This is a genomic window from Nocardia acididurans, assembly GCF_016741815.1.
GTDB classification, from domain to species: Bacteria; Actinomycetota; Actinomycetes; order Mycobacteriales; family Mycobacteriaceae; genus Nocardia; species Nocardia acididurans.
Map to the genome: position 1 here is coordinate 15,825 of NZ_JAERRJ010000007.1, position 13,273 is coordinate 29,097.

The 13,273-nt window shown below is 70.2% G+C and carries 13 protein-coding genes; 6 read left to right on the forward strand and 7 right to left on the reverse strand.

The features are described from left to right. Nucleotides 1–183: 183 nt before the first annotated feature. Entirely contained in the window at nt 184–798 is a 615-nt protein-coding gene (locus tag JK358_RS18510; RefSeq protein ID WP_307817607.1) for an HD domain-containing protein, read from the forward strand. Nucleotides 799–833: 35 nt separating this feature from the next. On the opposite strand, the gene JK358_RS18515 is transcribed toward JK358_RS18510, so the two are convergent. From JK358_RS18515 to JK358_RS18525, 3 genes are read right to left on the reverse strand one after another with little or no spacing between them, the layout of a single operon-like run. Further along, entirely contained in the window at nt 834–4,973 is a 4,140-nt protein-coding gene (locus JK358_RS18515) for a SpoIIE family protein phosphatase (RefSeq protein ID WP_201948991.1), read from the reverse strand. Next, nucleotides 4,973–5,356, reverse strand: a complete 384-nt coding sequence (locus JK358_RS18520; protein ID WP_201949381.1) for an STAS domain-containing protein — start codon at nt 5,354–5,356, stop codon at nt 4,973–4,975. The genes JK358_RS18515 and JK358_RS18520 overlap by 1 nt, the downstream gene beginning before the upstream one ends. 8 nt (nt 5,357–5,364) lie before the next feature. Further along, complete coding sequence (locus JK358_RS18525) at nt 5,365–5,973, reverse strand: PAS and ANTAR domain-containing protein (protein WP_307817608.1); 609 nt, start codon at nt 5,971–5,973, stop codon at nt 5,365–5,367. A gap of 241 nt (nt 5,974–6,214) precedes the next feature. Between JK358_RS18525 and JK358_RS18530 the strand changes: the two genes are divergently transcribed. After that, complete coding sequence (locus tag JK358_RS18530) at nt 6,215–6,652, forward strand: ATP-binding protein (RefSeq protein ID WP_201948993.1); 438 nt, start codon at nt 6,215–6,217, stop codon at nt 6,650–6,652. Nucleotides 6,653–6,661: 9 nt separating this feature from the next. Here JK358_RS18530 and JK358_RS18535 read toward each other — a convergent pair whose 3' ends face one another. Continuing rightward, complete coding sequence (locus JK358_RS18535; RefSeq protein ID WP_201948994.1) at nt 6,662–7,087, reverse strand: ATP-binding protein; 426 nt, start codon at nt 7,085–7,087, stop codon at nt 6,662–6,664. A 141-nt stretch (nt 7,088–7,228) separates the two neighbouring features. On the opposite strand from JK358_RS18535, the gene JK358_RS18540 reads away from it, so the two are divergent. The 4 genes from JK358_RS18540 (at nt 7,229) to JK358_RS18555 (ending at nt 9,875) form a co-directional block, all read left to right on the forward strand. Then, nucleotides 7,229–8,218 carry an anti-sigma factor RsbA family regulatory protein gene (locus tag JK358_RS18540; protein WP_307817609.1) on the forward strand — a complete coding sequence of 330 codons (990 nt, stop codon included), beginning with the start codon at nt 7,229–7,231 and terminating at the stop codon, nt 8,216–8,218. 120 nt (nt 8,219–8,338) lie between these two features. Then, complete coding sequence (locus tag JK358_RS18545) at nt 8,339–8,497, forward strand: hypothetical protein (RefSeq protein ID WP_201948996.1); 159 nt, start codon at nt 8,339–8,341, stop codon at nt 8,495–8,497. Nucleotides 8,498–8,576: 79 nt separating this feature from the next. Further along, a complete protein-coding gene (locus JK358_RS18550; RefSeq protein ID WP_201948997.1) occupies nt 8,577–8,924 on the forward strand; it encodes an STAS domain-containing protein in 348 nt (115 codons plus the stop codon). 120 nt (nt 8,925–9,044) lie between these two features. Continuing rightward, nucleotides 9,045–9,875: an RNA polymerase sigma factor SigF gene (locus JK358_RS18555; protein ID WP_201948998.1), complete on the forward strand. Its 831-nt coding sequence runs from the start codon at nt 9,045–9,047 to the stop codon at nt 9,873–9,875. A 4-nt stretch (nt 9,876–9,879) separates the two neighbouring features. Here the strand turns inward: JK358_RS18555 and JK358_RS18560 are convergent, their stop codons facing one another. Genes JK358_RS18560 through JK358_RS18570 form a run of 3 tightly spaced genes read right to left on the reverse strand, consistent with a single transcriptional unit; the run spans nt 9,880 to nt 13,159 of the window. Then, nucleotides 9,880–10,320 (reverse strand): response regulator, encoded by a 441-nt coding sequence (locus JK358_RS18560; RefSeq protein ID WP_201948999.1) that lies wholly within the window; start codon nt 10,318–10,320, stop codon nt 9,880–9,882. Further along, nucleotides 10,317–11,936 carry a sensor histidine kinase gene (locus tag JK358_RS18565; protein WP_201949000.1) on the reverse strand — a complete coding sequence of 540 codons (1,620 nt, stop codon included), beginning with the start codon at nt 11,934–11,936 and terminating at the stop codon, nt 10,317–10,319. The genes JK358_RS18560 and JK358_RS18565 overlap by 4 nt, the downstream gene beginning before the upstream one ends. Further along, nucleotides 11,933–13,159: a PP2C family protein-serine/threonine phosphatase gene (locus JK358_RS18570; protein WP_201949001.1), complete on the reverse strand. Its 1,227-nt coding sequence runs from the start codon at nt 13,157–13,159 to the stop codon at nt 11,933–11,935. Before JK358_RS18570 ends, JK358_RS18565 begins: the two co-directional genes overlap by 4 nt. Nucleotides 13,160–13,273 lie beyond the last annotated feature (114 nt).

The following is a 13,273-nucleotide window of genomic DNA, read 5'->3' on the forward strand; positions in this document are numbered from 1 at the left end:
CGCCCGCGCTCCCCTAGCGACGCGCCCGCGCTCCCCTAGCAGAGTGCCCGCGCCCCCAGCGGCGCGGCCGCGCGCAGGCGGTGAGACCCGCCCGGCGGCGGAGTTCGTGGACCGGGTCGCCGCCGAGGTCGGCGGAACCGACCCCGTACCCGTGATCGACGGGCCGCTCCCTATCATCGGTCCGTGACGAGCGATGGGCTACGCCTGAACGACCTGGCCATTCCGGATTCCGCCGTGGCGCGGGCGGCGCTGGACGTGGCGACCGCCTACAGCTCCCCCGCACTGCTGAATCACTCTGTGCGGTCCTATGTCTGGGCCGCGACGCTGGCGCAGCAGGAGCAGATCGACTTCGACGCCGAACTGCTGTATGTGGCCGCGGCCCTGCACGATCTCGGGCTGGTGGCGGTGTTCGACAGCCACACGGTGCCGTTCGAGGAGGCCGGCGGGCATGTGGCCGCGGTGTTCGCGGCGGGTGCGGGCTGGTCTCGGGATCGCCGGAACCGGTTGATCGAGATCATCGTCCGGCATATGTGGGACGAGGTCGATGTGGCCATGGACGCCGAGGGACATCTGCTGGCGCGGGCCACCACCATCGACATCTCCGGTCGCGGAACCGATCTCGTACCGCCCGGCCTGCGCACCGAGGTGCTGCGGGCATGGCCCCGCCTGGACCTGGCCGAGGATTTCGCACGCTGCTTCGCCGAGCAGGCGCGCCGCAAGCCCGACAGCGCAGCGGCGGGTGCGGTGCGCGCCGGGATCGCCGAACGGCTGCGGAACAATCCGCTCGAGGGTGTCTGACGCGATAGCGGCCGGCCGCGGCCTGTGCCGGGCGCTCATCGAACGGCGCCGGCCCCCGCGCCGAGGTCGAATCGCAGTGTGACGCAGGTGCCGTGCAGGCTGCGTGTGCTCTCCACCTGATCGGCGAGCCCGTTCATGAGGGTCAGCCCGCGCCCGCGCCCGGTGCTGGAGTGGCCCGGCCGGGGCCGGTCCGACCCGGAATCGGTGACGGTGGCGATGATGCCGGCGGCGTGCCGGGCGGCCTCCACGGAGACCGTCTTCGCCGGGTCGAGGTCGCTGCCGTGCTCGATGGCATTGCTCAGGGCCTCGCCCACCGCCAGCAGGATGTCGTAGCTGCGCCGCGCGGGAATTCCGTGGCGGGCCAGCCATTCCCGCATGCGGGTGCGCACGACGGGCAGCTGGCCCGCCGCGGCCGGGACGGCCAGGGTGAAGGTGTCCGCCGTGGTACCGACCGGTCGCAATGCCAGGAGTACGACGTCATCGGTGTAGCCGCCCGGCGGCCGGAGCCGCTCCAGCAGTTCGGCGGTCAGTGCGGCGGTGGGCAGGGTCGCGGCGGCGGCAGCGGCAGCGCGCAGGCGCGCGAATCCCTCGTCGAGGCTCTCGCCGGGCCGTTCGATCAGTCCGTCGGTATAGAGCAGGACGGTGCTGCCGGGCGGCAGGGCATGTCCTCCGCTGCGCGTCGCACCGCGCCACCCGCTGATGCCCAGCGGTGGCCGTCGCCCGTCGTCCAAATAGATCGGCGGGCCGTCCGCGGGGATCAGCAGGGGGTACGGGTGTCCGGCGCAACAGTATTCGACCACCCCCGTCGCCGGATCCAGCACCGCGTAGGCCACCGTCGCACAGTGCGCCCCGCGCACCGTGGTGGCGTACTGACTCACCATCTCGATCACCGCGCCCGGATCCGGGGTGGTGAGGGCGGCCGAGCCGATGGCCGCGCGCAGCCTGCTCATCACCACCGCGGCCGAGAGCCCGTGGCCGACCACATCACCCACCGAGATGCCGACGCGCCCCGCGCGGTCCAGCGGGGTCGCCTGGTACCAGTCGCCGCCGACGCGCATCCCCTCCTCGGCGGGCTGGTAGACCGCCGCCACCACGGCGCTGGTGGCCGCACTGTCCAAATCCAGGAGCTGGTCCTGGAATTCGAGCGCGATGCGGCGTTCGCGCCGCTGCACGAGGATTCGATGCAGCGCCGCCTGTACCAGTTCGGCGGATTCGGCCAGCAGGCGCAACTCGGCCGCCGGGAATTCCCGGGGACACGACCACCAGCGGGCGAGCACCCCGATCATCCGATAGTCCGGATCGCGCAGCGGATGGATCACCCCGGAGCGCGCTCCCGGCGGCGCCTCGCCCCGGCGCCCGCCGCTGTCCTCGACAGCGTTGTCGCGCACAATGATCGGCGCGCCGCAGCGAATGGCCTCGGCCAGTGCCGATTCGGCGTCCAGGGCGAGGGTCCGCCGGGGCGGGGCGACGCCCGGCTGCGCGGTGTCGGCGAATTGTATTCGCACACAGCTCTTTCCGGTGTCGATGACGCCGATCGCCGCGGTCGGCGCGCCGGCCGACGCGGGGTGGTGCACGAGTACGGCGTCGAGAATCTCGCGCGCCGAGTCGGTGGCCCGCAGTGCGGCGTCCAACCGTGCCACGGCCGAGGCATCGGTTTCGGCGGACGCCTGGGCGCGCCATTGCGCGCGCTCCCGCTCGACGGCGGCGAGCCGGGCCGCCACCCGATCCACGAGCTCCCGGGAACCGAACGGTTTGGCCAGGTAGTCGTCCGCGCCGCCCGCGTAGCCCTCCCCCGCCGCCTCGGCCCCCGCACGCGCCGACAGCATCACCACCGGCACCGCGCGCAGCCGCGGATCCGCGCGCAATGCCGCCACCAGCCCGAACCCGTCGAGCTCGGGCATCATCACATCGGTGACGATCAGGTCGGGCCGCCGGGCCCGCGCCATCCGCAGCGCCGACCGTCCATCCGCGGCAAGCGCGATATCCCACCGCTGCACCAGAATTCGATGCAGATAGGCCCGCATATCGGCATTGTCGTCAGCGACCAGCACCAGCTTGCGCGGTAGGGCCGGTAGGCCGGATGCGCCACCCTCCCCGAGTGCGGATGCCCGACCAGCCTCGGGCGCTACCTCGCGCGCAGTCTCCGGGCGCGCGCCGTGCACTACCTCGCGCGAAGCCTCCGGGCGCGCGTCGGGCACTACCTCGCGCGAAGCCTCCGGGCGCGCGTCGGGCACTACCTCGCGCGAAGCCTCCGGGCGCGCGTCGGGCACTACCTCGCGCGAAGCCTCCGGGCGCGCGTCGGGCACTACCTCGCGCGAAGTCTCCGGGCGCGCGTCGGGCGCTGTCTCCGCAGACACCGCAGGAGCTGCGTCCGGTGGCACATGCCGCGCGACCACCCACTGGCCCGCCTCTTCCACATAGGGGTTGCGGCCATCCCGTGTCGGTGCGACGACCGGCACCCGGGACGGCGAATCCGCCACGGGTACAACAATGATCACCGACGTGCCGACGTCGACGCGGCTCTCCACTCGAATGGTGCCGTGGTGCAGTTCGACCAGGCCGCGCACCAGGGCGAGGCCGACGCCCGCGCCCTCGACGGTACGGCCGCGCGTGTTGTCGCCGCGGTGGAAGCGTTCGAACACCCGGCCCAGTTCTGCTTCGGCGATGCCGATTCCGGTGTCGCGCACGCAGATTCGGCAGCCTTCGGGCACCGCGCGCACCGAGACGGTGATGGATCCGGTGAAGGTGAACTTCACGGCGTTGGACAGCAGGTTGAGCACGATCGTCTCCCACATGGCGGGGTCGAGATCGGCCTGCACGGATTCGCAGTCCAGGATCAGGCGCAGCCCGGCGCGTTCGCACAGTTCGGCGAAGGAGGACGCGAGGTGCGCGGTGTAGGCCCCGGCATCGGTGCGCACCGGATCCGCCTGTGCCCGACCGGCTTCCACGCGGGAGAAGTCGAGCAGCGCGTCCACCAGCCGCCGCAGGCGTCCGGCATTGCGGCGCACCATGTTCAGCTGCTCGATCAGCGCCGCGTCGCCGTTCGCGGCGGCCAGCGCATCGTCGACCGGCCCGGCGAGCAGGGTCAGCGGCGTGCGGAACTCATGGCTGACATTGGACAGGAATGCCGTTTTCGCGCGGTCGATTTCGGCGAGATCATCGGCGCGACGTCGCTGCTGTTCGTAGGAGGCGATGGCGGAGAACGCCGAGGAGAGCTGGTCGGCCAGCAGTTGGCAGAAGGCTCGGTACTGCTCGTCGAGCGGACGGCGGGGGCTTGTGCCGATCACCAGCACACCGGCGGCGGGCTCCTCGCCCACCGGCAGCACCAGCGCCCGTTCCGGCGGCGTCTCGCCGAAAACTGTTGCCAGCCCGGGTATCACAGCCGACAGGTGGGGTACCTCCCACACCGTCCGCACCCCCGCGGCGGCCCGGCGATCGGTGAGCCCCCGCAGTTCGCGGGGCAGCAATCCCAGGACCGAGGCGGTCGCCCCGCGCAGCACCGGATCGGTTCCGGGCGAGTCCTCGGCGTAGACCGCCACGAAGGGCAGATCGGCCGCGTCCTGCGCGCAGATCGCGACGGCGGCCTCGACCGCGTCCCCGATGGAGCGCATCTCCATGATTCCGGCGGCCACCGCGTTCAGCACGCTCAGCCGCCGTTCACCGAGGACGCGGTCGGTGGTTTCGGTGACGGCACAGAAGATTCCGTGCACGTCGCCGCTGCCCGCGAGCAGCGGGCTGTAGCTGAAGGTGAAGTACCGCTCCTGTGCCCGGCCGCCGGTCACCAGGGCCAGCATCAGATCATTGGACCAGGTGGCCTCGCCGGTCTCGACCACGCCCGCCAGCATCGGTGAGATCTCCGTCCAGATGTCCCACCACACCTCGCGCCCCGGCCGGCCCAGCGCCGCCGGGTGTTTGTCGCCCATGATCGCGGCGTAGGCGTCGTTGTACACCAGATACAGATCCGCGGCTCCCAGCCACAGCACGATCGGGAAGCGGGAGGTCAACGTGGTGGCGACGGCCGTGCGGTATTCGGGCGGCCAGTCCCGCGGCGGCCCGAGCGGGTGTGCGTCCCAATCGAATTCGGCGAAGCGGCGGCCCGTCTCACCGCCGAGCGGTACCGCCGCGGCGAGGGTCGCCGGGAGCGGGGTCCGCGGGGCGGGACGGGCCCGGTCCATCAGGCCGGTCCGGTCTCTCGTGGTGGCCGCAGCGCGGCGTCCACGGTGGGGTACATGCGCAGGACCGCGTCCAGTCCGGTCACCTCGATGGGACGGACCACCTCGGGATTGTCCGCCACCAGCCGCACCGGGATACCGGTGGCCGTACCGCGTTCGTGACAGCGCAGGACGGCGTTCAATCCCGCACTGCCGAAGTAGGTCACGCCGTGCAGATCGATGATCACCAGCGTGGCGGTCCCCTCGGCCGTGGATCGCAGGGCGGCGGTCAGTGCCACGGTCAGGTCGTCGACGGTCCCCATGTCGACCGCGCCACCGGCCCGCACCACGACCGCGCCGTCCACGAGCTCACGCTCGACCTTCAAACGCACCACGGTCGGTTCCATCACCTCGTCTAGGTTGCCACAGGGATCCGCTCGTGGACCGTGAGCAGCAGATGGTCGAACTGGCTCCGGGCGGCCGGATCGACAAATGATATCGAATGCAGCTCGGAGACAAGTTGATTGGCCAGGGCGCGGAGTTTCGTATTGGTCTCCTGGGAGCGCCAGACCAGAATGCGGAAGGCCTGCTCGGCGCTGACCTGGAAGATCACCATGAGCGCGCCCTTGGCCTGCTCGATCACCGCGCGCGCCTCGAACAGTTCGGGCAGGGCTTCGCTGAGGGTTTCCTGCCGGTTCTCGGCGAGGGTGTCGGTGAGGTCGATGTAGTAGCCGGCCGTGCCGGCGACGGTGCCGTCGTCGTTGTGCATGCGGTCGGCCACGACCAGTACGCGGTGCTCGCGGCCGGCGGTGTCGATGAAGCGGTGCCTGCTGGAGAAGGAGCCGCCGGTATGCAGCGCCCGGTCGAGCAGATCCTCGACGTGCGCGCGATCGTCGGGGTGTTTGTGCGAGAGCAGCAGTTCCGTCGTCGGCTCCACGCTGCCGGGCGTGTAGCCGTGCATCCGGGCCACTTCGTCGGACCACTCCCACCGCTGTCCGACGTACCAGAACCGGAACGCTCCCACGTCCGAGGCGACCCCCGTGAGGCCTGTCCCCGGCGATTCCCCATGCTGAGTTTCGGCCGACCGTGTCACGGTGGCAAGTATCCCACCTGCCGCGATCCCTGTTTCCCCGATTGGTGACGGGGTAGGCCATTTGCAGAAGTAATGAGAGATCGGACAACAACCAACGTCTACCAGTGTTCGGGGGCGATTCACCATGATGGGGTCACCACACAGGCAGCCGCGGCTCGCCGCGGTGCGATCCGTGCCCGCTCCGGACGACACCCGCGAGACAGCGGTCGCGGCCCAGAGCTCGGCTGTCGCGGTGCGGGTACCGGCCGAGGCGACGCACCTCACCCTGTTACGGGCGGTCGCGGAAGCCGTCTCCCATATCGCCGATTTCGGCGTCGACGCGGTCACCGATATCCGCCTGGCCCTCGACGAGGTCGCCATGGCCTTCGTGTTGTCGGCGGTGCCGGGCACGGAGGTGGTGTGCGAGTTCAGCTATGACGAGCAGGCGATGACGGTGCGCGTGCACGCGGTCTGCGATACCGCGCAGGCTCTCGACGTGCATCGGTTCGGCTGGCACGTGCTCAACACGCTGGCCGACAGCGTGGCGGTGAGCAGCCATCCGTACAGCCGCGCGCTGGCGGGTTTCCCGATCGAGGTCACCTTCACCCGGGCCCGGCTGCCCGATCTGTGACGGCCTCGATCAGCGCGGCACCGCACGTTGCCAATGGAATTCGACCAGGGTCGGATAGCCGCGCGCGGGGATGGCGAAGGGTTCCTGCACGGCGCGCACGGAATCGGTGAGCGTCCGGACGATATGCCAGCTCAGCGCGCCGTCCTCCAGGACGGCGGAGGAGCTGGCCATGGTCTCGACCCGCACGGTCATGCCGGCCGAGTCGTAGGACAGCTCGCATTCGAGCACCGATCCGGGCACCGCGCCGCTGATCGAGATCATGGCCACCTCGTCGAGGGCGAGCCGGATGTCGTTCACCTCGTCCACGGCGAAGTCCGCCACGAGGGCGACGGTTTCCGCGAGTGCGCGCAGCATACCCAGCTGTTCCGGCAGTGCGGGCACCCGCAAACCTATGGTCGTCGGCTTCGAATCGCCCTGTGCGACGCCCTCATCCATGCCGCTCTCCGTTCGTGCGTACTGCGCGTTGCCCGGCGCGGGCAGATTACCTGCCCGCGCCGAGTCCCGGCACGTACCGGTCGCCCGCGTAGCATGGACGGCAGTTCGCGCAGCGATAACGGCGAGGAAGCGATAGACACGGTGACACCAGGACCCGAACCCGCTCCGGAGTCCCCCGACCGGGCAGCCGCGACCACCGCGGCGGCACACCCCGGTGATCCCTTCGCCCATCCGGCGCTGTTCTATCGCGACAGCGACGAATACCTGACCACCACACTCGATTTCATTCGCGCGGGCCTCGACGGCGGGGAACCCGTCGCGGTCTCGGTGCCGACCGGCAATCTGGCCCTGCTGCGCGCCGAACTCGGCCCCGACGCCGACGCGGTGCGACTGCTGGACATGACGGTGGCCGGTCGCAATCCCGGCCGGATCATCCCGGGCGTGTTGCGCGCCTTCGCCGACGCCCACCCCGCCGACCGGGTGCGCATCGTCGGCGAACCGATCTGGCCCGGCCGCTCCGCCCTCGAGTATCCCGCCTGTGTCCTGCACGAAGCGCTGGTCAACTCGGCCTTCGCCGGTCGGGCCGTCACCATCCTGTGCGCCTACGACACCTCGGCGCTGACACCGGAGATCCTGGCCGACGCACACGCGACCCACCCCACGCTGATCGACGGCGGCGGGGAAAGCGCCAGCACCGCATACGATCCCGGGGCGATGGTGGCCGCCTACAATCGCCCGCCGCCCGCACCGCCCGCCACCGCGACGGTGCTCGCCTTCGACGCGGCCGCGCTCACCGCGGTCCGGCACCGGGCCGTGGAGGTCGCACGGGACGCGGGCATGACCGGCGACCGGCTGATCGACCTGGAACTGGTGGTCGCCGAGACGACCACCAACTCGGTGGTCCACGGCGGCGGACAGGGCACTCTCGCACTGTGGGCCGAGGACGCGCAGTTCTGCTGTCAGATCAGCGATGCGGGCCATATCGCCGACCCACTGGCCGGGCGGCTGCCCGCCGCGCCGCGCACTGCCGGCGGGCGCGGCCTGCTGATCGTCAACGAACTCGCCGATCTGGTGCGGCGCTATACCGGCGCCGACGGGACCACCCTGCACATTCGGCTCCCGCTGGCGTAGCGGTACGGGCGCGGCGGCGAAGCCGAACCGGCGCACCGTGTTTCGAATGTTTGAATGCGGGCATCACGGGAACACAAGGTCAAGTTCGGCCTCCGGCTCGAAACGCAGGAGATGCTCAGCGTGAGAAGCACAGTCCGCACCCGCCGCCGTTCCCGTACTCCGAAAACCGCGCGCCCCAAGGTATCCGCCGATGTGGCGTGGCCCGAGCCGAGTCCGTTGTCCGCGTGGTGGGAGCAGGTCATGTTCCCGGACGGCCACGAGACCTCGACATCCCGTTAGTCCGGCTCGTCCGTAGTAGGGTGGCTTGCCAGTGGGTGCAGCGGCTCCCGCGGTGCTCGGTGTCCGGAGGTTACGAGAAGTGAGCAACGAAACGCGAGAGCTGATCGTTCGGACCCGATCGGTCGGCTCCGCGGTGGTGCTGTCGGTTTCCGGTGAGGTCGACATCGTCTCGGCCCCGAAACTGTCGGCGGGCGTGGCCGAGGCGCTGGCCACCGAATCGACCGTGCTCGTCCTCGATCTCGCCGAGGTCGGCTTCTTCGGTTCGGCGGGGCTGAGTGTGCTGGTGGAGGCGTCGGAGGCCAGTGCCGGACGGAAGCTGCGCGTGGTCGCCTCCCCGCAGGTCCGCCGGCCCGTCGAACTGACCGGCCTGGACGGGTTGCTGGATGTGTACGGCACGCTCGACGAGGCCCTCGCCACCGGCGCGTGAGCGACCCCGGCCCAATATTCCTCTCCGCCAATTCGATTCATCTCATCACGATCACGTTTGAGTAACCGGCGCACGGGTAGAACTCCGGCAGTCGAATCCGATCGGGAGTGAGGAAACGTCATGTCCGAGGCGAATACGGTCGCCGGAACCCGGCAGGGCCGCAAAGCCGCGCACAGCTACGACGCTATCGAGCCGCTGTTCCGCGAACGCGAAGAGCTGCCCGCCGACGATCCGCGGCGCGAGTCGATGCGCGATCAGATCATCGAGTGCTGTCTACCCCTGGCCGAGCACATCGCCCGCCGGTTCGCCGGCCGCGGCGAGGCGTTCGACGATCTACTCCAGATCGCCAGAATGGGATTGGTGCAGGCGGTGGACCGCTTCGACGTCACGCGGGGCGCCACCTTCCTGTCCTTCGCGGTCCCCACCATCATGGGCGAGGTGCGCCGACACTTCCGCGACCACACCTGGGCGGTGCGGGTGCCGCGGCGCGCCAAGGAACTCCAGCAGCAGCTGGGCCCGGTCACCGAGAAGCTGTCGCAGCGGCTGGGCCGGATGCCCACCGCCCGCGAGATCGCCGTGGAACTCGATGTCGATCTGGTCGAGGTCACCCAGGCGATGATCGCCCGCAACGCCTATCAGGCCAGTTCGCTGGACTACACCGGCGATGACGGGGAATCCGAGGCAGCGCCGGTCGTGCAGAGCCTCGGCGCGGAGGAGCCCAGCTACCGGCTGCTCGAGGACGCCATGGCCGTGCGTCCGCTGCTGGCGGCGCTGCCCGCGCGCGAGCGGCAGATCCTGATCTGGCGCTTCTTCGAGAACCGCACGCAGGCGCAGATCGGTGAACGGCTCGGGGTCTCGCAGATGCAGGTGTCGCGCCTGCTCACCAAGACGCTCACCACACTGCGGGAACAGGCGCTGGCGGAGCCGGCCCCGCAGGCTCGGATCGCCTGACGTCTCAGAGCTGGCGCGGCAACCGGACGACCTGGACGAAGAACTCGTCGATCTGCTTGATGACCGAGAGGAACTGGTCCAGGTCCACCGGTTTGGTGACGTAGGCGTTGGCGTGCAGCTCGTAGCTGCGCAGGATGTCCTCCTCGGCCGCCGAGGTGGTCAGCACCACGACCGGGATCGTCGCCAGTTCCGCATCCGACTTGACCTGCTCGAGCACCTGGCGGCCATCGTATTTGGGCAGGTTGAGGTCGAGCAGCATGAGGTCGGGGCGGGGCGCGCCACTGTGCGCGCCGCGCCGGTAGAGGAAGTCCAGCGCCTCCTCGCCGTCGCGCGCCACATGCAGGGTGTTGCCGATCTTGTTGTGTTCGAAGGCCTCCCGCGTGATGAGCTCGTCACCCGCGTCGTCCTCGACCAGCAGAATATTGATCGGTTGACCGATGTTCACGCGACAGGCTCCTTGTCGGGCAGGGCTGAGTGGCCGGGACGCGGTTCCACATCGAAGAGCGTGAAGTGGAACCGCGCCCCCTCAGCGTAGGCGGTATCGATCCAGACCCGGCCGCCGTGGAACTCGACGATCTTCTTGACGAGCGCCAATCCTATTCCGGTGCCGGTGTATTCGTCCCGGCTGTGCAGGCGCTGGAAGATCACGAACACCTTGTCCGCGAATTCGGGGGCGATGCCGATACCGTTGTCGGTGACGGTGAACCGCCATCCGGCCGGATCACCGGGCTCGGCTTCGCACTCGATGCGGATCTGCGGCGCCACCTCGGGCCGATGGAACTTGATGGCGTTCGCGATCAGGTTCTGCCACAGCATGATCAGCAGATTCGAGTCCCCGGCGAGCTCGGGCAGCTGCTCGGGGCGCTGCACCGTGAGCCCCGAATCGGCCGCGGCCTCGGACAGATCGGCCAGCGCCCGGTCCAGCGCCCGGTCCAGGCCGACGGTCACGATGTGATCGTTGACCCGCCCGACCCTGGAGAAGGTCAGCAGATCGTTGATCAGAACCTGCATCCGTTTCGCACCGTCCACCGCGAATTCGATGTACTGCTTGGCGCGGTCGTCGAGTTGCTCGCCGTAGCGTTTCTCCAGCAGCTGGCAGAACGAGGCCACCTTGCGCAGCGGCTCCTGCAGATCGTGCGAGGCGACGTAGGCGAACTGTTCGAGTTCGGCGTTGCTGCGGCGCAATTCGACCGCCTGCGAGTCCAGGTCGACGGTCTGCTCGGCGAGAATGGCCTCCTTCACCCGGGAGTCGTCGAGTTCGGCCACGATGCGGCGGCGCATGCTCTCCACGGCCTCGGCCACCACGGCGAGATCGGCGGGGCCGCGCACCGAGATGCGGTGGCCGAAATCGCCGTCCGCGACCAAGCGCGAGGCGGTCTCCAGCTCGCGCAGCGGCCGCCACACCAGCCGCCGGAGCAGCACCGCCAGGGCCGCGGCGGTCAGCAGGAAGGCCAGCACGGTGCCCAGCAGCGCCGAATTACGCAGGGCGCGTTGACGGTCGAGATCCGCGCGGCCCTTCGCGACCGCCGCGTCCAGCGCGGCGGTCTGGGTCGCGAATCGGCCGCGCAGTTCATCGAACGCGACCTTGCCCCCGGCGGTGAACGCCGGGTCGATCGGCTGCGGGACGCCCGGAGTAACCGAGGCGATCAGCGGATCCGCGTAGCTCTGCCGCCAGGTTCGCGCCGACTGCTCCAGTGCGTCGAGATCGGCGAGCAGCGCGGGCCGGTCCCGAAGCAGTTGGCGCAGTTGGCCGCTCGCGCGTTCCTGTTCGCGGACGCCCTCGTCGAAGGGGGCGAGGAATTGCGGATCGGCGGTGAGGGCGTACCCGCGCACGCCGGTCTCCTCGTTGAACAGCGCACCCTGCAGCCGATACGACTCGGTGGCGGCGGGCTGGATCTCGTTCACCAGCCGGTTCCAGACGCGGGTGGTGTCGCTGAGCACTATCGCCGTGATCGCCGAGCCGGTCACCACCACCAGCACCATGAGGCCGAGCACCAGTTGCAGCCAGGTCCGGACCGTCAGGCGGCTGATCCATTCGGCGCGGCCGGTGGCTGTGGTCATCGAAGATCCTCGGATCGGGTGTCGCGGGTCCAGCGCAGGTACAGCACGGCGATATCGTCGGCCAGTCCCCCGCGCTGTTCGGCCAGGGCCTCGGCGCGGGCGATGATCTCGTCGAGGAAGTCGGCGGGTTCGCGGGCGGGCACCTCGCGCGCCAGCGCCAGCAGCCCCGCTTCCCCGAGCCGGTCGTCACCCGCGCCGATATGGCCCTCGTACAGGCCGTCGGTGAACAGCACCAGGCCGGTGCCGGGCGGCACGGTCAGCTCATGGGTGGGCCACTCCGCTTTTCCCGGAAGGAATCCCAGCGCCGGACCGCCCGGCGCCTCCAGCCACCGCACCTCGGTCTCCGAGCGCAGCAGCAGGCCCGGATGCCCAGCCCGCTGCACCCGCACCGTGCGGGTGCGCGGCCGCAGCACCAGGGTCGTGACGGTTGCGAAGGTGTGCCGGCCGGTGCGCTCGGCCAGCAGCACGTCCTCCAGGATGCGTAGTTGCCGCTGACCGGAAATGCCACTGAGAACCAGTGTGCGCCAGGCCAATCGGAGCGCCACCCCGGTGGCGGCCTCATCGGGGCCGTGCCCGGACACATCGCCGATGACGGCGTGCACGGCCCCGTCGGCATCCTGCACCACATCGTAGAAATCCCCGCCGAGCAGCGCGTGCGCACGGCCGGGGCGATACCGGGACACCACCTCGACCCCGGGCTCGCCGCGGAACAGCGGGGTCGGCAGCAGTCCCCGTTCCAGGCGGGCGTTCTCGCGCACCCGCGCCTGCCGCTCGATGGCCACCTGTTCGGCCTGCTTGCGCTGAATGGCGTAGCGCACCGCGCGCCCGAACAGTTCGGGCTCCACGCGCCCCTTCACCAGGTAGTCCTGCGCACCGGCCGACATGGCGTCCGAGCCCACCTGCTCCTGGTCCAGCCCGGTGAGCACCACCACCGCCACCGCGTCCTTCACGGCTCGAATCCGCTGCAGCGCCTCCAGCCCCCGGGCGTCGGGCAGATGCAGATCCAGCAGCACACAGTCCGGCGTGTCCGCGGCGAGGTACTCACACGCCTGCGCCACCGACCGCACCCACGTCAACTCGGCGTCGGGCGCCGCGTCGGCGACCAACTCCCGCACCAGCAGTGCGTCACCCCGGTCGTCCTCGACCAGCAGCAACATCGGCCGGCGGGCCCGCCCGGCCGCCACGGTCCCCGTCACATCGGGCGGCCCTGGCCAGAAGTTCATCGTCGCACTCCCTTGCCTCGGCCCCGCGCCGAGTGCACCGTTGTCGAAGCGTAGTGGGAGAACCGCGATTCGAACGCCCGGATCGCCTCCGAGGTGGTCGCCCGGCACGGCGTA

What these genes read in the sequence shown, in the direction of transcription:
- JK358_RS18535 (WP_201948994.1), bottom strand. Translation starts at nt 7,087, where the DNA reads ATGGATGAGGGCGTCGCACAGGGCGATTCGAAGCCGACGACCATAGGT.
- JK358_RS18570 (WP_201949001.1), bottom strand. Translation starts at nt 13,159, where the DNA reads ATGAACTTCTGGCCAGGGCCGCCCGATGTGACGGGGACCGTGGCGGCC.
- JK358_RS18515 (WP_201948991.1), bottom strand. Translation starts at nt 4,973, where the DNA reads ATGGACCGGGCCCGTCCCGCCCCGCGGACCCCGCTCCCGGCGACCCTC.
- JK358_RS18565 (WP_201949000.1), bottom strand. Translation starts at nt 11,936, where the DNA reads ATGACCACAGCCACCGGCCGCGCCGAATGGATCAGCCGCCTGACGGTC.
- JK358_RS18555 (WP_201948998.1), top strand. Translation starts at nt 9,045, where the DNA reads ATGTCCGAGGCGAATACGGTCGCCGGAACCCGGCAGGGCCGCAAAGCC.
- JK358_RS18520 (WP_201949381.1), bottom strand. Translation starts at nt 5,356, where the DNA reads ATGGAACCGACCGTGGTGCGTTTGAAGGTCGAGCGTGAGCTCGTGGAC.